Source organism: Collinsella provencensis (assembly GCF_900199705.1).
In the GTDB taxonomy this organism is placed as follows: domain Bacteria; phylum Actinomycetota; class Coriobacteriia; order Coriobacteriales; family Coriobacteriaceae; genus Collinsella; species Collinsella provencensis.
Map to the genome: position 1 here is coordinate 1,683,240 of NZ_LT904908.1, position 19,235 is coordinate 1,702,474.

Sequence of the window (19,235 nt, forward strand, 5' to 3'; positions counted from 1 at the left end):
GTTTCCTGTACTTCGTGCAATTGATTGAGGAGTGCAGAGCCGACGGTCGTCAGTTGAGAATGAAAGGGCCGCCGCCCCACATGGGACGACGGCCTCTTGACCTTGATGGGGAGCGTCCGGAGTGCGGTACGAACCAACACTCAGTTTGCGGTACGAACCAACGCCCAGTTTGTGATGCAAGCCAGGCGCTGACGCGAAGCACGGTACGAGACGCGACGTACGCCAAAACCTCGGCTTAACCGAAGTACGCCACGCCGCTCTCGAAGATCGGCATGAACTTCTCGCCGGGGACGTTCTTGTACAGACCGTCGCCGCGACGCTCCACGTGGCCCATCTTGCCGAACACGCGGCCGTCGGGGCTCGTGATGCCTTCGATGCAGGCAACAGAACCGTTGGGGTTCACGTCGAGGTTCATCGACGGCACGCCCGCCTCGTCCACGTACTGCGTGGCAATCTGGCCGCCAAGACGCAGCTGCTCAAGCACCTCGTCGTTGGCGACGAAGCGGCCCTCGCCGTGGGAAATCGCCACGGTGTAGAGCTCGTCCGGGTCGCACTGGCACATCCACGGGGACAGATCGCTCACAACGTTCGTGCGCACCAAGCGGCTCTGGTGGCGTCCGATGGTGTTGAACGTAAGCGTGGGCGCGTCGGCAGTGGCATCGACGATGTCGCCGTACGGCACGAGGCCGAGCTTCACGAGCGCCTGGAAGCCGTTGCAGATGCCGAGCATCAGGCCATCACGCGCCTGGAGCAGATCGCGAACGGCCTCGGTGACCTCGGGTGCGCGGAAGAACGCGGTGATGAACTTGGCGGAGCCGTCGGGCTCGTCGCCACCGGAGAAGCCGCCGGGGATCATGACGATCTGGCTCTCGCGGATGCGGCGCGCAAGCTCGCGGGTGGACTCGGCGACGTTCTCGGGTGTGAGGTTGTTGATAACGAACACGTCGGCCTCGGCACCGGCGGCGGTGAAGGCGCGCGCAGAGTCGAATTCGCAGTTGTTGCCCGGGAAGACGGGGATGATCACGCGCGGGCGGGCGATCTTGAGACCGCCGTACGTGGCGCGGATGCGGCCCTCCTCCTCGCAGCGGTAATGCTCGGCGGCGACGGGCTCCAGCTTGGCGTCCTCCTCGGGAGAGGTGCGGTAGCTGAACACGGACTCGATGCCGGACTCCCAGGCTTCCTGCAGCTCAGCGAGGTCGAGCGTCTCACCGTAAGCGACGAGCGTGTACTCATCGGTGGTGCAACCGAGCTCAACCACGCGCACGTTCTCGGCGGTGGGTAGCTCAACACCCTCGGCAAGTTCCACCATGAAGCAGCCGTAGGAGTGATCGAACAGGTCGCGGCAGTCAGCCTCATAGTACGCGTCGGAGACCTCGAAGCCCAGACGGTTGCCCAGGCAGGCCTTGAACAGGACCTCGGCCAGGCCGCCAAAGCCCGCGGTCGAGACGGAGAGCGCAGCGCTGGAGCGCACGAGTTCCTCGACGAGGCCGAAAGCGGTGAGCAGCGAGTCGGTCTGCGGCAGCAGGTCGTCCTCGCGGTAAGCGGGCTCGATCAGCGCGACGCGATGGCCGGCGCCCTTGAACTCGGGGGAGACCACGTTGGCGAGCTTGTCCACGGCGACAGCGAAGGAAACCAGGGTGGGCGGGACGTCGAGGTCCTCGAAGGAACCGCTCATCGAATCCTTGCCGCCGATGGCACCGGCGCCCAGGTCGACCTGGGCCATGAGGGCGCCGAGCACGGCAGCCATGGGCTTGCCCCAGCGCTCGGGTACGTCGCGCAGGCGCTCGAAGTACTCCTGGAAGGAGAGGTATGCCTTGGTGTGGTCAAAGCCGGTTGCCACCAGGCGCGCGATGCTCTCAACCACGGAGAGGTAGGCACCGCGGAACTGGTCGGCGTCCATGATGTAGGGGTTGAAGCCCCATGCCATGCCGGAGACGGTGGTCGTCTCGCCGTCCACGGGGAACTTGGCGACCATCGCCTGAGCGGGCGTGAGCTGGGTGGCACCGCCGAAGGGCATGAGCACGGTGGCTGCGCCGATGGTGGAGTCGAAGCGCTCGGACAAGCCCTTGTTGGAGCACACGTTGAGGTCGCTCAGCAGCTCGATCATGGCGTCGTGGAACGACTCGCAGGTCTCGGCGCCAGGCACCATGGGAACGGTGCTCTCGTAGATGCCCTCGAGGCTGCCGAACTCAGCCAGTGCGGCTTCGGCGAGCTCGCTGTCGGGGTTGATGGGGGCGATGCCCTGGGCGGGAACGTGCACGTCCTGGTACTTGGGCGCACCGTTGGAGTCGAGGAACGCGCGAGAAAGGTCCACGATGGCGTCGCCCTGCCAAGCCATGCGCACGCGCGGCTCGTGGGTGACTTCGGCGATCACGGTCGCCTCGAGGTTCTCCTCGGCGGCGTAGCCCATGAACTCCTCAACGTCCTCATCTGCCACGGCAACGGCCATGCGCTCCTGGGATTCGGAGATGGCAAGCTCGGTGCCGTCGAGACCCTCGTACTTCTTCGTGACCATGTCGAGGTCGATGTACAGGCCGTCGGCCAGCTCGCCCACGGCCACGGAGACGCCGCCCGCGCCGAAATCGTTGCAGCGCTTGATGAGGCGGCACGCATCGCCACGGCGGAAGAGGCGCTGCAGTTTGCGCTCCATGGGGGCGTTGCCCTTCTGGACCTCGGCGCCGTCCTTTTCGATGGACTCGACGTTGTGCGCCTTGGAAGAACCGGTGGCGCCGCCGATGCCGTCACGGCCGGTACGGCCGCCGAGCAGGATGATCTTGTCACCGGGTGCGGGGCACTCGCGGCGCACGTGATTTGCGGGAGCGGCACCCACCACGGCGCCGACCTCCATGCGCTTGGCCATGTAGCCGGGGTGATACAGCTCGCTCACCTGGCCGGTTGCCAGGCCGATCTGGTTGCCGTAGGAGGAATAACCTGCGGCAGCGGTGGTCACGAGCTTGCGCTGGGGCAGCTTGCCGGCGATGGTCTCGGACACGGGGACCGTGGGGTCGGCTGCGCCGGTGACGCGCATGGCCTGGTACACATAGGAGCGGCCGGAGAGCGGGTCGCGGATCGCGCCGCCAATGCAGGTGGCAGCGCCGCCGAAGGGCTCGATCTCGGTGGGGTGGTTGTGGGTCTCGTTCTTGAACAGGAACAGCCAATCCTGGTCCTCGCCGTCAACGTCGACGGTCACCTTGACGGTGCAGGCGTTGATTTCCTCCGACTCGTCGAGGTTGGTGAGGATGCCCTGCTTCTTGAGCCACTTGGCGCCGATGGTGCCCATGTCCATGAGGCAGACGGGCTTCTCATCGCGGCCGAGCTCGTGGCGCATCTCCATGTAGCGGTCAAACGCGGCCTGCACCACGGAATCGTCGATCTCGATGTTCTCGAGCACGGTGCCGAAGGTGGTGTGGCGGCAGTGGTCCGACCAATAGGTGTCGATCACGCGGATCTCGGTGATGGTGGGGTCGCGGTCCTCCTCCTGGAAGTACTGCTGGCAGAATGCGATGTCCGCGGCGTCCATGGCAAGGCCGCGCTCGGCGATGAAGGCATCGAGGGCGGCGGCGTTCATGGTGCGGAAGCCGTCGATGATCTCGACGGGCTCGGGATCGGGGATGGAGGTAGCGAGCGTCTCGGGCTTGGTGAGTGAGGCGAGGCGCGCTTCGACGGGGTTCACCACGTAACCCTTGACGGTCTCGATGTCGGCGTTGGAAAGCTCGCCGGTGAGGACGTAGACCTTGGCGGTGCGTACGGTGGGGCGCTCGCCCTGGGAGATGAGCTGCACGCACTCGCTTGCGGAGTCGGCGCGCTGGTCGAACTGGCCGGGGAGCGACTCAACGGCGAACACGATGGCGTCGGCATCTTCGAGAAGCTCGTCAGAGACGATGTCGACCTGCGGCTCGGAGAACACGGTGGGGACGCAGCGGGCAAAGAGTTCCTCGTCGATGCCCTCGACGTCGTACCGGTTGATCAGGCGCAGCTCGGAAAGACCCTCGATGCCGAGGATGGTTCGCAGCTCGTTTTTGAGCTGCTGCGCCTCGACGTCAAACCCGGGTTTCTTTTCTACGTACACGCGAGAGACCATGAAGTCCTGCCCTTCTGTGAACGGTTGGCCCGCAGGTAATGGACGGCATTGCGACGTATGTGCGCGGTGCGTGTGCACCGTCGCTCGCCCATAGTCCAGCGGGGATGGCTAACTGTTCCATGATACGACAGCGGGTCGCTGGTCAGTACGTCTATTCGCGTCTCTCGAGCGTATTTCTATATCAGTGCATGGCGGCGCAGCCGGTGCGGGGTCGGATGTTGCGGGAGATGGCGAATTACCGGGCAAAAATGCCAAGCTTGGCCTTGTACAAAACAAAAATGACGGAAATGCGCAATTCGTTTGCGATTCGTCGAGTATGCGTGATTGTGCGAGCTTTTGACCTGTGGGTTCTTCTCGGAAAACAGGCCTGTACTCGGGAATCCCGGAATGATTTATGCATTTCCGTCATTTTTGCGTGCGGGTATAATGCGGTAGACGTTCGTCCACGAAAAGGGAGCCGATATGGAACGCCCAATCAAGCAGTGTCCAGAATGCGCGATTTCGGATGAGGCCGCTCGTGAGATTCTCGAAACGGGAGAGTATTGTGTAGTCGCCACGGTCGATGAGGACGGTGCACCGTACTGCACACCACTTTCTTACGTCATTGATGGAAACGACCTGTTTATCCACACCGGCGCCGAGGGCGGTCAAAAGACCGATGACTGGCAGCGCGATGCTCGCGTGTGCCTCACCGTGGCGGTCGACATGGAGCCCGTGTACGAGCGCACTCTCTTTACCACGTATTATGCGAGCATCATTGCACGCGGCTCTGTCGAGCGCGTGACCGACGAGACCAAGATCCGCTGGGCGCTCGCCAAGCTGTGTCTGAAGTACGTTCCCGATTTCAAGAAGGAGATTGGCGGCGCCATCGATCGCGAGATCGACAAGACCGCGATCTGGGTCGTGCATCTCGATTCGATTTCCGGCAAAGCGTATTGCCCGCATCCGAACGGCAAGGGTCACGTCGCCATGCAAGCGGATCCGTTGCCGCTTGGACCTGAGCGCGAGTAGCGCGTGGTGTTGGAATATAAGAGAGAAGTTTCGGTTAGGCAGACGTTGCGCTGAACAGGAGGGCGCGTTCCCATGGGGACGCGCCCTCTTTGCGTCGACTACCGACGGTGTGGATTTCCGCAACACGCCCGTGGAATATGGATGGATGCGTCCATTTTTGGGTATCTAATAGCATCTTTTATCTGAGACGCATAGCGGCAAAGAGGCGGCGCATGATCGAGATTCGTGACATTTCCAAGAGCTACACCACGGGCGACCTGGTGCAGAGGGCGTTGGACAAGGTATCCATCACCTTCCGTGAGAGCGAGTTCGTGGCGGTGTTGGGCCCTTCGGGTTCGGGCAAGACCACGTTCTTGAACATCCTCGGCGGCTTTGACCATGCGGATTCCGGTGACATCGTGGTCAACGGCGTCTCGACGCACGATTACGGCGATGCGGAATGGGACGCGTATCGCAACCACCGCGTCGGCTTCATCTTCCAAAGCTACAACCTGATTCCGCATCAGACCGTCCTTGCCAACGTCGAGTTGGCGCTCACGTTGGCGGGCGTGGACCGCGCAGAACGCCGTGAGCGTGCCCGTGCCGCGCTCGAGCGTGTGGGACTTGGAGATCACATCAACAAGCGGCCCGCTCAGCTTTCCGGCGGCCAGATGCAGCGCGTCGCCATCGCGCGCGCCCTGGTCAACGACCCCGAGATCGTGCTTGCCGACGAACCTACGGGCGCCCTCGACACCGAGACGGGCATCCAGGTCATGAACATCCTCGCCGAGATCGCCCAGGAGCGCCTGGTGATCATGGTGACGCACAATCCCCAGCTCGCCGAGGACTACGCCTCGCGCATCGTGCGCATCAAGGACGGCCGCATTGTGGGCGACACGCAACCGGTGACCGAAGAGGAGCTGGCGGCGGCACGTCAGGTCGACGAGGACGCCTCCACGCAGCCCAAGCGCGCATCGATGAGCCTGCTCACAGCCCTTGCACTTTCGTTCAACAACCTTATGACCAAAAAGGGCCGCACCATTATGACGGCCTTTGCCGGGTCGATCGGCATCATCGGCATCGCGTCGATTTTGGCGCTTTCCAACGGCGTGAACGACTACATCGCCAAGGTCGAGCAGGACACGCTGTCGAGTTACCCGCTCACCATCGCGCGGCAAAGCTACGACCTCACGAGCATGCTCACTGACAGCGCCGGAGGCATGTCGGGCGAAGAAGGCACGGGTGAGGCCACCGCAGACCAGGCTCAAGACAAAGCGAGTGATTCGTCCTCCGAGGCCCCGGCGGCAACAGACAAAATCCCCGTGTTCACCATGCTTTCCGATATGTTCGCCACGGTGCGTTCAAACGACATGAAGAGCTTCAAGACCTACCTCGACGATCACGCCAACGAGCTTGCCGACCACGCGACCGCCATCCAATACGATTACGGTATCATGCCCGTTGTATACCGCGTCGACGACGAGGGCGAGGCGGTCAAGTTGAGCCCCAACAGCATGAGCGATGCCATGAGCGGCGGTGCGTCGAGCGGCGCCATGGCCGGGACGATGATGACGGGCGGTACCACCGCCTTCAACGAGATGATCGACAACCCCGAGCTTTTGGACGAGCAGTACGACGTGGTGGCGGGTCGCTGGGCAACCGAGCCCGACGAGTGCGTGCTCGTGCTCAGCAAGCGCGGCAAGATTTCCGACTTCACGCTCTATAGCATCGGCGTGCTCGACCCTGCCGATCTGGATCAGATGGTCGACCGCACCATGTCGGGTGCGGGTGAGGTCGAGGTGCCCGAGGTCGACGTCGACTTCACCTACGAGGACGCCCTCGGTACGGAGTTCAAGGTGCTCGCCGCTTCCGACGCGTATCGCAAAAACGAGGAAACGGGCGGCTGGACCGACATGTCTGACGACGCAGAGTTCATGAATGCGCAGGTGGCAAACGGCATCGACCTCAAGATCGTGGGCGTGGTGAAGCCGAGCCCCACTGCCAAATCCGCGGCGCTCACGCAGGGCATCGCCTATACGAGCGGCTTGACCTCCGAGCTCATGGAGCGCTCCGCCGACTCTGCGATCGTGCAACAGCAGCTTGCCCATCCCGAGACGGATGTGTTTACCGGCAAGTCGTTTGACACGTTGCAGGAAGAGGCCAAGCACGGTGTCGACTTGTCGAGCCTGTTCTCGGTGGACGAGGCGGGCATCAAGAGCGCATTCAAGTTTGACGAGAATGCACTGGGTGCCGGGCTCGATCTTTCGGGCTTCGATTTTGCGGGGCTCGACCTGGGTGGCGTGAACATCGACCTTTCGGGCGTGATGGATTCGATTGACGTCGACAGTCTGGTTGCGGGCGCGCCGACACCTGACTTCTCGGGCATTTTGGACGACCTGGAGCAAGGCGACCTGCTCACGCCCGAGCAGCTCGACCATACCGTGCGCGCAGTCGTCGAATACCAGCAGGGATTCCTGGTGTATCTCACTACCCACGGCGGGGGCATCTCGCCGAGCGACCCCGACTATTCGGCAAAGCTGGTCGCGGCTTTGCAGGAGTACAACAAGACCCCCGAGGCTCAGGCGCAGCTCTCCATCATTGCCAAGAACGCGGGCGAGCCGGTGGCGGAGCGTGTGCAGCAGAAGATGCAGGACTACGTGCAAAATGACCTGTCCGCCTATATGCAGCAGGTGTTTGCAACGTTGCTCGACCAGGTGGGAGACAAGATCGCGGCGGAGGTTTCCAGTCAGCTGCAGTCCGCCCTCGCCGTTTCAATGGGGCAGCTCGGCACGCAGATGGCGCAGCAGCTTGCCGTCAATATGCAAAACGCGCTCTCCGTGGACGGCGCGGCGTTCGCTAGCGCCATCCACTTCAACATGGATGCCGACGACCTCTCATCGCTCATGACGAGCTATGCCAACGCGAGCAGGCTTACCTACGACAACAACCTCATGACCTTGGGATATGCCGACGAGGCCGACCCGCAGGCCGTGAGCATCTATCCCGTGGACTTCGAGGCCAAGGAAACGGTGCTCCAGGTGATCGACACCTATAACGCCGAGGTCACGGACGCGGGTGAAGAGGACAAGGCCATCGTGTACACCGACTACATGGGCGTGCTCATGGGCAGCGTCACGGACATCGTGAACATGATCAGCCTGGTGCTCATCGCGTTCGTGAGCATCTCGCTGGTGGTGAGCTCCATCATGATCGGCATCATCACCTACATCAGTGTGCTCGAGCGCAAGAAGGAGATCGGCATCCTGCGCGCCATGGGCGCTTCCAAGCGCAACATCGCCAACGTGTTCAACGCCGAGACCTTCATCGAAGGGCTCATCGCCGGCGTGTTGGCCATCGCCGTGGTGGTGCTCGTGTCGTTCCCGGTCAACGCCTGGGTGCTCGCCGATTACGACGTGGAGAGTGTCATGCACCTACCCGTTTCGTCGGCGCTGGGGCTGATCGTCATCTCCGTGGTGCTCACCGTGGTCGCGGGGCTCATCCCGAGCCGCTCCGCCGCCCGCCGCGATCCCGTCGAGGCCCTGCGCAGCGAGTAGTCGGGGTCTCGACCATGAGCTCCCGGATGGCCTCGCAATCGCGCGCCACATCCGGGTCGTTCGTGCCGTTCACCCATTCCCACCACCGCGCGCGGCCCTGGAACTCGACGCCGTCGAACCGTGCGCGGACCTCGTCCAGGCTCACGGGGGGGCGAGCCCGTTCGCGTCCATGTCCACGTCGTAGCACATGAGGCCCTGCCTGCGGTTGAGCTCGTTGTATGCCGAGCCCGCGCTGTGGATGTTGCCGTGCAGGTGCCAGGACCCGTGCGACATGGATTGCCACTCCGTCATCGGGCAGTGCGAGAGCACGATCTTCCGGCGTGCGCGTCGCTACAATGGGTGCACGGGAAGACGCCCGACGCGAAAGGAGCCCCATGTCCCAGCAGAAGACCGAGCGCGAGAAGATGCTCGCCGGCGAACTCTACCTCATCGACGACCCCGAGCTCATGGCCATGCGTCACGGCTGCTACGCCCTGCTCGACCGGCTCAATGCGACCAGCAACGGCGACAAAGCGGAGCGTCGGGAGATCTTCCGGGAGCTCTTCGGCTCCTGCGGGAGCAACGTGAACGTCAAATCGAACTTCAAGTGCGACTACGGCTCCAACATCCACCTGGGAAACGACGTGTTCATCAACGTCGAGTGTGTCATCTGCGACTGCGCCCCCGTGCGCATCGGCGACGGCACCCTCATCGGCCCGCAGGTGGGTATCTACGCGGTGACGCATCCGCTCGATGCCGAGGAACGCGCGCAGGGACGCGAGTGGGGCGAGCCCGTGACCATCGGACGCAACTGCTGGATCGGAGGGCACGCCACCATCAACCCGGGTGTCACGCTCGGCGACAACGTCGTGGTGGGGTCGGGGGCGGTGGTCACGCATTCCGTCCCCGACAACGTCATGGTCGCCGGGGTGCCCGCTCGCATCATCCGCGAGCTTTGACCTATAGAGGACCCGGTCCTGAGGTCCGCGCCGACGGCGCCCCGACCGCGGCAACCTTACGGTATTGTTCGCCGCGCGTAAGCCGAATCGATGGTAGCGACGAGTCCCGTTCGCGAGAATGAGCACGGCAACTCGCATGGAAGGGGACTCGTATGCGGCTGTATCTCAAGCTCGCCCTCGGCAACGTGCGCCGCAGCGCGCGCGACTACTCGGTCTATTTCATAACGCTCGGCTTCGCAGCGTGCCTGCTCTACTCCTTTGTCGGGTCCATGGACCATCTGCGCGCGATGGGCCTTTCGCCCGACCAGATGGGAGTGCTGGGCAGTGCCGGCGACGTGCTCGAGGCGTTCTCCATCTTCACCGTGCTCGTCTTCCTGTTCCTGGTGCGCTACGCCAACCGTTTCCTGCTGCGCCGTCGCAAGCGCGAGTTCGCGCTGTACGAGCTGTGCGGCATGGGTCGCGGCCCGCTTGCGGCCGTGCTCGTGGGGGAGACGGCACTCGTCGGCTCCGGGGCGCTGGCGTTGGGTATCGCGGTGGGCGTCGCGTTCTCGCCCGCGTTCGGCGCCGTCGCGGCGTTTGTGTTCGACGTGCCGTGGAGACTCGTCTTCACGTTTTCAGACGACGCCGCGGCTTGGACCGCAGGGTGCTTCGCCATGGTGTTCGCCTTTAACGCGGTGGACGGGGCTCGCGATATCGTCCGCCGTCCGATCATCGAGCTCCTCTCCGCCGACCGCGTCCCCGAGCGCATGCGCCTGGGCGGGCGCATGGCGCGCGGTGCCCAGGCGCTGCTGGCCGCGGTCCTGCTCGCGGTCGTGTGGGGCGCCTGCCTGTTCCAGCCCGTGTACTTCATCGCCTTCATCATCCCCATGGGGTTCGCGGCGTGCTTCGCGACATCGCTCGTCGCGCGCCTGGGCGTATCGGCCTGGGGCGCGCGCGAGCGCCGCCGCCCCGAGCGCTACCTGAGCGGCCTTCGGGCATTCACGGTGCGCCAGGTCGAGGGCCGTGTGTCCAGTACGTCCATGGCGCTCGCCTGCGTGTGCGCGCTTATCGCCGTGGCCGTGTGCATGATGGTCGCGGGCTTTGCGTTCAGCGTCGGCCTGCGGTCACCCGAGATGCCGCCGAGCGGTGTCGCGGCGTCGATGGCCCCCATCGGATACATCGGCATCTTCTACGGGGCGGTTTTCTTGCTGAGCGCCGCGGCGGTGCTCGCGCTCCAGCAGCTGTCGGGCGCCGCCGACGCGCGTCGCGCATACGGCGTGCTCGACCGGCTCGGATGCGAGCGGGCCCTTATGCGCTCATCACTGCGGCGTCAGATCTGCCTGTATTTCGCCGCGCCGATGGCGGGCGCCCTCGTGCACGATGTCTTCGGGCTCTTCCTCGTGGCCTTCCTCGCCTTCGCCATCGGTTCCAGCGGATTTTTCTCGATCGTCGCGGGCGTGCTGGCGTTCACCATCGGCCTCATGGCGGTGTACGGCCTGGTGACCGCGCGTGCGGTGGAGCGGGCGGTGCTCGGTGGCAGAGCGGGTGGGGGCTGATCTGCTGGATACGTGCGGGGAGCTTGCGGGAGTTCTCGAGCAGGACTCTTTTGCGTCCTTCTCGCACTCGATTCGGCTGTCGCGCGCTGACCCCTGGCGTTCCCGTGGTCATCATTGCCGCCTGCTGGCACGCGCATTGTCTGTTTAACTTGTTAAACCTTGCTAATCTCGTTAAACCTTGTTCAAGTTGTTAAACTTCGGCGACTGCAGAAGGTGATGCATGGCGGCGCGTGTCAATCCGTTCAAGCCGACGGCTGGAATGAATCCACCCGAGCTCATCGGTCGAGACGAGATTCAAGACGCGCCTCTTGACGAGATGCGGGAGCTCGGCAACGAGATTCAGCTGCTGGTTCGCCAGGGCGCGAACGTGGCGTTCGCCTTCGCGGGACTTCCCGCTTCGGTCGACGGCGTTGTGGTTGGCGAGGCCTTGACGTTCCTGCAGCGGGCAAAGCACATCGAGCTCAAGCGCCTGATGGATTTCGAGGTCGGCGATTCGTTCGAGGACACGATGGTACGCGCGGGCAAATCCGTCGCCCCCGGGGTGTCCGATTCGCTTACGGCCGCCGCCGCCGGGTATCCCTTCATGGTGCAACTCGTCGGTTACTACACGTGGCAGGCCGCTTCGCGCCGCAGTTCCGACATGGTTGAGCTGTGCGTCCAGTGCCTGCATATCGGGCCGTATGATGACGAGCCGGTGACCGTCGAGTTGATGCGCGCGTTCGCTGAGGAGCAGGGCTGTGTCGAGGATTTCTCCGATGAGCGCCTGCATCACGAGATCTATCTCAACGATGCCCGTCGCACTGCGCCCGAGAAGCTCAAGACGGTGATCAGGCATCCGATTCGCAGGGCGTAGATGGGCGACCGTAGAAGGCTCGTTTGTGGGATTTTGTGCAGAGTCATGCCATCGCAACGCTGAGGTCCGATTATCAGAGAACGGCGCCGAGCTCGCGAGGCCCGGCGCCGCCCAGAAACCTGCAGACGGCGTGCAGGGGCGCCGGGAAAGCGGGTATACTGGTGGCGACTAGGGAGGCGTACGCCCTCCTGGAACAGAGTTGGTGGGGTAAAACCCGCACGAACAGCCGCTCCGGCCAGGGCGGCTGTTCCCTTATGTGGCGAGTTTCATGGCGCTATACTAATGCTTATCGAAGATAAAACACAGTGCCCGTCGGGTAGTCGGGCCGTGGGCGCCCGCCTGCCAGTAACCTGCCTCCTTGGTTGTCCCTTCTTCGCGTAGCCCTACATAGAAGGAGGTCGCGGCTATGCGAAAGAGTGAGGTCTCATCGACCCTGACGGTCTATCACGACGGTCAGTTCTGGGTGGGCGTGGTCGAGCATGTCGAAAACGGCATGTTGAGCGTTGCGCGTGTGGTGTTTGGCGCGGAGCCTTCAAATGAAGAAGTCTATACATGGGTGCTTGGACATTGGTCGAGTTTGCGTTTGAGTGCGGAGACCGAGCCAGCTGAGTCCCGTTCAAATCGTCTGCCGGGCAATCCCAAGCGCCGTGCACGAGAAGCTGCAAAGGTCTTGCATATGCGAGGGGCGTCAACTGCATCACAGCTCGCACTCGCTCGCGAACGGGAGCGCATGAAGGACCGGGCGCGATCCGAGCGTGCAAATCGGCATCAGGGCGAAGCGCAGGAGCGTTGGAAGCAGCGTCAAGAAAAGAAGCGCCGGAAACATCGCGGCAAGTGATAAGGCGCGGTTTTCCCGATCGCTCACATCGGGTGTGCGCAAAACCTATATTTGAATGACCTCAAACGAAGGTTTTGCGCTCATTCGAAATTCACGTCTGCGAGGAGATTGGCATGCGGTGCCGAGACTCTTGTTGCTGCGTTATCTCTCTAGCCCCGCTTGCGGGTGGCGACAGCCCCCGTTACGGCGGCGAGCAGGACGAAGGGCGCGATCCGCACAAAGAGCCATTCGAACCCGTGGAGCATCGTTCCCGCCACCGCGTACTCGGGATTCGAGAAATCCCATTCGAGATACGAGCCTCCGATTGCCCCAGCACGAGGAGGACAAGGGCCGTCGCGACGCCGATTGCGATGCAAAGGGCGTGCAACGCGCTCCGCTTGGATTCCCTCGCCCGCGCGAACTGGTCGTTCAGCACTTCGAGCTTTTCGGAGAGAGCTTGCAGGCCATCGGGCTCGGCCGCTGCAACGGTCTCTCCCAGCAGCGTGCTCACCGGCACGTCGAGCGTCTCACCGAGGGCGACGAGCATCTCCGCGTCGGGCACCGAGAGCCCGCGTTCCCATTTGGAAACCGTCTGCCTCACCACGTTCAGCTTGAGCGCGAGCTCCTCCTGCGATAGCCCTTTCGATTTCCTGAGGGCCTGGATGTTCTCGTTCAGCATGGCGGATCCTTTCTCTCGCCCGGTTCCTACGTTACCGCAATGCTGCCCGCAGATGGTCCGTTGCCGCAAGCAACGGGTCGTAACATCGGCGGGGATTGTTTGAGTTCACAGGGGATGCAAGCTCCTGATAATTTGACGTCCATTCAGTCTACCTGCGGTTTGCAACCATAGGGTGCCCGCAGGTTGCGTAAAATGAAGCCTCAAGTTGGTGGTTTCCGCCATGTGGCTACCGTAGTGTGTAAGTCGCCGGCAGGAAAACGCTAAACGCTGGGATGCCGCGCCCGCGCCGTCGCCGTGAGCCAAGATCATAACGCCCGAGCGGTCGCTCCCAGCCAACGAGAGGACCTACTATGAGCTTCCGTACCAACCTTCAGTATCTGCGCGCCGAGCGCCACATGACCCAGGAGCAGCTCGCCATGCTGCTTGGGGTGTCCCGCCAGTCCGTCACCAAGTGGGAGGCCGAGAAGTCCTACCCGGAGATGGATAAGCTCATCAAGATGTGCCAGATCTTCGAGTGCTCGCTCGATGATCTGGTGCAGGGTGACCTTACCGATCGAGTTCCGGCACCCGCCGCAGCTACCGTGCCGCCCGGTCCCGCGACGGATGTGTGCGGCTATGACGACCACATGCGCTCGTTTGCCAAGCGGGTTCCCACGGGCGTCTCCGCCTTTATCCTGGGCGTTGTGGGACTCGTACTGTTTGGGGAGGGGACGGCTCTGCGCGGCCTGTTCAATAGCGGCATGGCTGCAAGTTGGGGAGAGCTTCTGGGGTTGGGTGCCCTGTTCGCCGGCGTGCTTACGGGCATTGGCATCTTGGTCTCCGCCGGCATGGAGCACTCTGCCTTTGTGAAGGCGCATCCCTTTATCGAGGATTTTTATACTGACGAGGATCGTCTTCAGGCACGCCAACTGCTGGTACGCGGGTTGGTTACCGGGCTCATGCTCATCATGATGGGGGTTCTGCTGGGCAACTTCATCGAGCATGAGTCTGGCACGGAGGCTCCTGCGGCCGCTGCGTTGCTCGCCCTGGTCGCGGTGGGCGTATGGCTGATTGTCCATGCGGGCATGATGTACGGTCGCGTGGATATCGATGAGTACAACCGCGATGCGGTCGAGGAACTCGAGGTTGAGGACATCGCCCGCATAGATGTTCCCGAAGCGGTGCGAGCCGAGCTACGATCTGCCAAGCGCACGCACAAGAAGATCGAGACTGCCTGTGGCGTCATCATGCTCGTTGCCACTATCGTTGCGCTGAGCTGGCTGTTCATGGGTCCTTCGCTCGCTGGGACCACTTGGGACGCCATCGGCAGCGGCCATTCGGTGGCGGATTCCCCTGTCAGCTACTTCTGGCTCCCTTGGGTGATCGGCGGCATCTTATGCGGCATCGTGTCTATCGTGTTCAAGGGCATCGACGGAGACCGATAGGACGTTCGCGACCTCAATTTAGGGACAGTCCCTAAATTGAGGTCGCATCGCGAGTGCAACGCCGATGGGAAAAGCGCCGATTCTTGACGCGCGTGATGCGGACTTCGGCAGATGCGGCCTCTAGTTCAGCAGGCCCCATGCGGCAAAGCCGAGCGCGCCGCCGATGGCGGCCGCGGCGATGAAGGTCAGCAAGTCGTACGCCAGTCGATGCTTCGCCGGCCATGCGCGGCGGAGGAGTGCCCGCGGATCGCGCTCGATGCTCGCCTCGCCGTTCATGAAGGCGAGGATCTCGCGGTAGGTCACCAGGTCGTTCTCACGCTTGATGCGCTCTAGGACCGTTGCGACAACAAGCGCCGCTATCGCCGGCAGGAACGCTATGGCCGCGGCGACGCCGACGCCCCAGGTATCCTCCATCCAGCTAAACGCCGGTGACAATATCAGCGCGAACGCCACCGCCAATAACGCGAGCATCAATACAGCCAGCCATAGCATCCGCGTCCCCATGCGCTTGCGGTCCCTTTCGACTGCCTCTTCCATAACGGTCACGTCTCCCTTCACGAGCGTGTCTATGGAGGTGTCGAATAGGATGCTCAGCATGAGCAGACTCTGGACGTCCGGATACGTCTTGTCCCGCTCCCAGTTCGAGATCGTCTGACGCGACACGTAGAGTTTCTCGGCGAGCTGTTCTTGGGAGAGCCCCATCGCCTCGCGCCTCGTCTTGATCTGGTTGCTGATGTCCATCGTCACCTCCCGGTCGTGAAGGAGCGTCCCGCGAACACGCCGGCTGCGCTATCGAATCTGCTGTACATCATATGCGGTAAGGCTTGCCGGGCGCTGCAAAATCTGTTTTGCACGGGGTTTACCTGCATGATTGTTGCTGCGATGCATGCCATCGCCGCGGGGAGATCTGGCTTGTGGAGGCTTGCGGGGCGATGGCTTAGCGATGTTGTCGAGCGGCCATCCAGACGCGCAGGCCAATGGCGGCATAGCCGATCGCGGCATAGGCGACGCCATGGAACGCGAGGTCCCGGCTACCCTCGATGGCGAGGGGAAGCAGGAGCGCGAATCCGATTCCGAGCGCCGCGGGTATCCAGAAGAGCGTTCGCGCGGAGCCCGCGGCGAGCATGCCGAGGGCGACCGCAGTGATTGGGAGAAGGGCGTAGAGGAGCGCCATCATGGCGATCATGCCGGCATCGGATGGGACGACGCTCACCAGGAGGACGGGGATCGCCCAGCAGGCGCCGACGATTGCGATCAATGCGATGAGGGATGCGCGTGCGGTGACGTTCATGGGGTACCTCTTAAACGGGGATCGCCCCCATTCTGGCATGAGCGACCGGAAACGGGGCGACAGTATCGGCGGGTGGACCTCAATTTAGGGACAGTCCCTAAATTGAGGTCTTAAGCTTCCCCGCTGCGCTTTTAGCTCAGCATCTTGGCGAGCATGCCGATGCCAACACCCACGAGGCCGCCGGCGATCGCGCCGAGGATGATCTGCACGCCGTTGCGCGCGCCCTTGACCCAGGGGCTCATCTCGCGCTCGCGGCGTCCCTCGAGCGTGTCGCGCTCGACCTGCTCGCCGCGGCTGAACGCCAGCACCTCGCGGTACGTGACGAGGTCGTGCTGCTTCTTCATTCGCTCCATATACACGAACGCCACGAGCATCACGACGAGCGCCGCGGCGGCGAACGCCGCGGTGGGCGCGATGTGGGCGCCCCAGCCCCATTCGAACTGGAACGCCGCCCACGCGCTCAGCGCCAGGAACACGACCGCGCTCACGACCGTGACCGTGGAGAGGGCATTGTACTTCTTGACCGCTTCGTTCATTACCTGTGCCATGGTTTCCACATCTCCTTTGATGAGGGAGTCCACGGTCACCCCGAACACGTTGGAGAGCAACAGCAGGCTCTGGACATCCGGGTACGTGCGGCCGCACTCCCAGTTGCTGATGGTCTGGCGCGACACGTAGATGCGCTCCGCCAGGTCGTCCTGGGACAGTCCGAGCTCCGTCCGATGCTCCTTGATGTGCGAGCCCAGCTCCATGCGTCTGCTCCTTGCGGGTCGGGGTGACCCCTGTCGAGGGCCACCATGGCATTGGCGGGCAAATCGTACCATCAAAGGTCTTTATATCTGTCGCCCGCAGCGCAAAAACGAGCTGTCAAAAGGCTTTATATATGCCATCTAGCTGGGAAAATAAAACCCCCAAAGGCGAATGCCTCCGGGGGTTGGCTTTCACATATGGAGTGAGTGCCGCCCTGACTTTGCGTTGAGTTCGCGTTGGGCTCGCGACGCCCGCGGGGCCGCTTAGCCCTCATCGTCTTTGGACGCGCTTTTGGGTAAGGCTTCCTTTTTGGGAAGTCTTCCCGCGCGCTTGAGGGCGTCGCGCAAGATCCACTCGACCTGGCCGTTGGCGCTGCGCATCTCATCGTCCGCCCAGCGTTGGACGGCCTCCCATATGGCGGGGTCTATGCGAAGGGGGTATTGCTTGCGTGCCATGACGTGCTTTCTTATCGAGCTGAGATGCGTGTAACTGGAACGATTCCAAGCGTATCAAAACCTCAGTTTAGGGACTGTCCCTAAACTGAGGTTGGGTGGTTAGTACAGAGAGCCTGCGTTCAGGACCGGGTGCGCCTCGGATTCACCGCAGAGCACCACCATGAGGTTGCTGGCCATCTGCGCCTTGCGCTCCTCGTCAAGCTCGATGGTGCCACCCGCGGCCATTTCCTTCACGGCCATGTCCACCATGGAGACGGCGCCCTCCACGATCTTCTTGCGCGCGGCGATGACGGCCTCGGCCTGCTGACGGCGCAGCATTGCTTGGGCGATCTCGGGTGCATAGGCGAGGTGCGTGAGGCGCGCGTCGTCGACCTCGACGCCGGCGGGCGCCAGGCGCATCNCGTCCTCGTACTGCGCGCTCAGGTGGTCCAGCTCGGGGTCGTAGTATGCGGTGCCGGGGATATCGAGTCCGTGTGCCTCGAGGCTGCGGCGCACGATCTCCGCTATCGCGGTGTCGTCGCGGGGTTCGATGGGCCTTATGACCATAGACGCTCCTTTATGGGGGGTCGGGCGCGAGGGGCATTGCTGCAAGAGAACGGGGGTGTTTCAGATGCAGTTTTGACGACTTTTCCCATCATTTTTGAAAATGGTCGAGTAGACTCCGGTTTCAAGAAACAAAACCCCAGTTCACAAAATGCTTGCGCGCCGGTATACAAAGGCTTTTCTTGAATCGGATGGGTAAAGTCGGAGGAATTGCATGCGAGGGTCGCTTCTGCTCTCGATTCACTGCTCCCGTCAGGGCGCTCGGCTCCGCATCGGGGCGCACCTCACTCGATGCCGGCGTGCCAGCGGCAGGCGGCGAGGTCGACGCGGCCGTTTGCGAGGAAGGTGACGCCTTCATTCTCGAGCAGGGCGCGCTGGGCCTCGGGCCCTCCGAACGCGAAGCCCTTGGCGAGGCGGCCGTCGGCGAAGANCTCATCGCCCCGCCCGAGGTGCTCGGCAAGCTGGCGGGCATGCTGCAGTTCATGCAGTCGGGTAGCTATATCATCGGCAACGCCATCGCCGCGGTGGTCTACCCGGCGTTTGGTCTGACCTTCATGATCGCGCTCGATGTCGCCGGCGCGGTGCTCGCGAGCATCGCGGTGGCGACCTCCGGCATCAAGACGCCGGCGCCCGAGCGCCATACGCCCGAGGAGAACGCCGAGGCGTCGCACCACGCGGTGCGGGCCTTCCTATTGGAGACGGCCAACGGGTACCGCGAGCTCAAACGCCATCACGGTCTGTTCGCCATGCTCTGGATCGGCTTCGCCTTCTCGGTCCTGTTCTCGCCCATATCCGCGCTGTTCCCGCTCATGGTGTTCGACCATTTTGGGGGCACCACTACGCAGTCGGCTATCGTGGAGATCGCGTTCTCGGTCGGCATGATCGCGGCGAGCGGCTGGATCGGGGCGACGGGTGGCCTTAAGAACCGCGCGCTTTCGTGCACGCTGGCCATCGGCCTCTTCGGAGCGGGCACGCTCGCGGGCGGCCTCGTGCCCCCTTCCGCGCTCGTTGTGTTTCTGGGGCTTACGTTCGCGATGGGGGTCTCGAGTCCGCTGTACAGCGCGCCGCAGATGGCGCTCATGCAGGAGCGCGTCGATCCCGAGTGCATGGGCCGCGTCTTCGGCCTGTACGGAGCGGTCTGCAGCTGGGCCATGCCCGTGGGGCTCGTCGCATCGACCTTGTTCGCGGACGCCATCGGCGTAAGCGCGTGCTTCGTGCTCATCGGTGCTGCAATGGTGATCCTAGCAGGCATCACCTGGGCGATCCCGAGCATCCGCAAGATTGGGTAGCGCTCTGGCGGAGTGCGCCGTGCTGTTCGAGCTGCT

Annotated in this window: 14 protein-coding genes and 2 pseudogenes; 8 read left to right on the forward strand and 8 right to left on the reverse strand. The window is 63.1% G+C overall.

Annotation, left to right across the window (positions count from 1 at the left end; translation table 11 throughout):
- Positions 1-235: 235 nt before the first annotated feature.
- The gene (locus tag C1711_RS07450) at positions 236-4,081 is read right to left on the reverse strand and encodes a phosphoribosylformylglycinamidine synthase (RefSeq protein WP_102338457.1); all 3,846 of its coding nucleotides are present in this window, start codon (positions 4,079-4,081) and stop codon (positions 236-238) included.
- A 462-nt stretch (positions 4,082-4,543) separates the two neighbouring features.
- Here C1711_RS07450 and C1711_RS07455 point away from each other — a divergent pair, with 462 nt between their 5' ends.
- From C1711_RS07455 to C1711_RS07485, 6 genes are all read left to right on the forward strand, one after another.
- Positions 4,544-5,092: a pyridoxamine 5'-phosphate oxidase family protein gene (locus C1711_RS07455; protein WP_102338458.1), complete on the forward strand. Its 549-nt coding sequence runs from the start codon at positions 4,544-4,546 to the stop codon at positions 5,090-5,092.
- Between the two features lie 212 nt (positions 5,093-5,304).
- On the forward strand, positions 5,305-8,625 hold the full coding sequence (locus C1711_RS07460; RefSeq protein ID WP_102338459.1) for an ABC transporter ATP-binding protein/permease: 3,321 nt from the start codon (positions 5,305-5,307) through the stop codon (positions 8,623-8,625).
- A 374-nt stretch (positions 8,626-8,999) separates the two neighbouring features.
- The gene (locus C1711_RS07470) at positions 9,000-9,563 is read left to right on the forward strand and encodes a sugar O-acetyltransferase (RefSeq protein WP_102338460.1); all 564 of its coding nucleotides are present in this window, start codon (positions 9,000-9,002) and stop codon (positions 9,561-9,563) included.
- Between the two features lie 152 nt (positions 9,564-9,715).
- Positions 9,716-11,098 (forward strand): FtsX-like permease family protein, encoded by a 1,383-nt coding sequence (locus C1711_RS07475; RefSeq protein ID WP_199824866.1) that lies wholly within the window; start codon positions 9,716-9,718, stop codon positions 11,096-11,098.
- Between the two features lie 220 nt (positions 11,099-11,318).
- Entirely contained in the window at positions 11,319-11,951 is a 633-nt protein-coding gene (locus tag C1711_RS07895) for a GyrI-like domain-containing protein (protein ID WP_234346346.1), read from the forward strand.
- 406 nt (positions 11,952-12,357) lie between these two features.
- Positions 12,358-12,789 (forward strand): YjdF family protein, encoded by a 432-nt coding sequence (locus C1711_RS07485; protein WP_102338461.1) that lies wholly within the window; start codon positions 12,358-12,360, stop codon positions 12,787-12,789.
- 181 nt (positions 12,790-12,970) lie between these two features.
- Here C1711_RS07485 and C1711_RS07490 read toward each other — a convergent pair whose 3' ends face one another.
- Positions 12,971-13,447 carry a helix-turn-helix domain-containing protein gene (locus C1711_RS07490; protein ID WP_234346347.1) on the reverse strand — a complete coding sequence of 159 codons (477 nt, stop codon included), beginning with the start codon at positions 13,445-13,447 and terminating at the stop codon, positions 12,971-12,973.
- A 350-nt stretch (positions 13,448-13,797) separates the two neighbouring features.
- On the opposite strand from C1711_RS07490, the gene C1711_RS07495 reads away from it, so the two are divergent.
- A complete protein-coding gene (locus C1711_RS07495) occupies positions 13,798-14,871 on the forward strand; it encodes a helix-turn-helix transcriptional regulator (RefSeq protein ID WP_102338462.1) in 1,074 nt (357 codons plus the stop codon).
- A 120-nt stretch (positions 14,872-14,991) separates the two neighbouring features.
- Here C1711_RS07495 and C1711_RS07500 read toward each other — a convergent pair whose 3' ends face one another.
- From C1711_RS07500 to C1711_RS07900, 6 genes and pseudogenes are all read right to left on the reverse strand, one after another.
- Positions 14,992-15,612: a helix-turn-helix transcriptional regulator gene (locus tag C1711_RS07500; protein ID WP_102338463.1), complete on the reverse strand. Its 621-nt coding sequence runs from the start codon at positions 15,610-15,612 to the stop codon at positions 14,992-14,994.
- Between the two features lie 196 nt (positions 15,613-15,808).
- Positions 15,809-16,162, reverse strand: a complete 354-nt coding sequence (locus C1711_RS07505) for a hypothetical protein (protein WP_102338464.1) — start codon at positions 16,160-16,162, stop codon at positions 15,809-15,811.
- Between the two features lie 131 nt (positions 16,163-16,293).
- Positions 16,294-16,914 (reverse strand): helix-turn-helix domain-containing protein, encoded by a 621-nt coding sequence (locus C1711_RS07510; protein ID WP_102338465.1) that lies wholly within the window; start codon positions 16,912-16,914, stop codon positions 16,294-16,296.
- Between the two features lie 261 nt (positions 16,915-17,175).
- On the reverse strand, positions 17,176-17,367 hold the full coding sequence (locus tag C1711_RS07515; RefSeq protein WP_102338466.1) for an Arc family DNA binding domain-containing protein: 192 nt from the start codon (positions 17,365-17,367) through the stop codon (positions 17,176-17,178).
- Positions 17,368-17,466: 99 nt separating this feature from the next.
- A pseudogene (locus C1711_RS07520) lies at positions 17,467-17,763 on the reverse strand (SPFH domain-containing protein); the annotation flags it as partial.
- A 431-nt stretch (positions 17,764-18,194) separates the two neighbouring features.
- A pseudogene (locus C1711_RS07900) lies at positions 18,195-18,338 on the reverse strand (cysteine methyltransferase); the annotation flags it as partial.
- A 6-nt stretch (positions 18,339-18,344) separates the two neighbouring features.
- On the opposite strand from C1711_RS07900, the gene C1711_RS07530 reads away from it, so the two are divergent.
- Positions 18,345-19,199, forward strand: a complete 855-nt coding sequence (locus C1711_RS07530) for an MFS transporter (RefSeq protein ID WP_407641533.1) — start codon at positions 18,345-18,347, stop codon at positions 19,197-19,199.
- Positions 19,200-19,235: the final 36 nt, after the last annotated feature.

What these genes read in the sequence shown, in the direction of transcription:
- C1711_RS07450 (WP_102338457.1), bottom strand. Translation starts at nt 4,081, where the DNA reads ATGGTCTCTCGCGTGTACGTAGAAAAGAAACCCGGGTTTGACGTCGAG.
- C1711_RS07455 (WP_102338458.1), top strand. Translation starts at nt 4,544, where the DNA reads ATGGAACGCCCAATCAAGCAGTGTCCAGAATGCGCGATTTCGGATGAG.
- C1711_RS07460 (WP_102338459.1), top strand. Translation starts at nt 5,305, where the DNA reads ATGATCGAGATTCGTGACATTTCCAAGAGCTACACCACGGGCGACCTG.
- C1711_RS07470 (WP_102338460.1), top strand. Translation starts at nt 9,000, where the DNA reads ATGTCCCAGCAGAAGACCGAGCGCGAGAAGATGCTCGCCGGCGAACTC.
- C1711_RS07475 (WP_199824866.1), top strand. Translation starts at nt 9,716, where the DNA reads ATGCGGCTGTATCTCAAGCTCGCCCTCGGCAACGTGCGCCGCAGCGCG.
- C1711_RS07895 (WP_234346346.1), top strand. Translation starts at nt 11,319, where the DNA reads ATGGCGGCGCGTGTCAATCCGTTCAAGCCGACGGCTGGAATGAATCCA.
- C1711_RS07485 (WP_102338461.1), top strand. Translation starts at nt 12,358, where the DNA reads ATGCGAAAGAGTGAGGTCTCATCGACCCTGACGGTCTATCACGACGGT.
- C1711_RS07490 (WP_234346347.1), bottom strand. Translation starts at nt 13,447, where the DNA reads ATGCTGAACGAGAACATCCAGGCCCTCAGGAAATCGAAAGGGCTATCG.
- C1711_RS07495 (WP_102338462.1), top strand. Translation starts at nt 13,798, where the DNA reads ATGAGCTTCCGTACCAACCTTCAGTATCTGCGCGCCGAGCGCCACATG.
- C1711_RS07500 (WP_102338463.1), bottom strand. Translation starts at nt 15,612, where the DNA reads ATGGACATCAGCAACCAGATCAAGACGAGGCGCGAGGCGATGGGGCTC.
- C1711_RS07505 (WP_102338464.1), bottom strand. Translation starts at nt 16,162, where the DNA reads ATGAACGTCACCGCACGCGCATCCCTCATCGCATTGATCGCAATCGTC.
- C1711_RS07510 (WP_102338465.1), bottom strand. Translation starts at nt 16,914, where the DNA reads ATGGAGCTGGGCTCGCACATCAAGGAGCATCGGACGGAGCTCGGACTG.
- C1711_RS07515 (WP_102338466.1), bottom strand. Translation starts at nt 17,367, where the DNA reads ATGGCACGCAAGCAATACCCCCTTCGCATAGACCCCGCCATATGGGAG.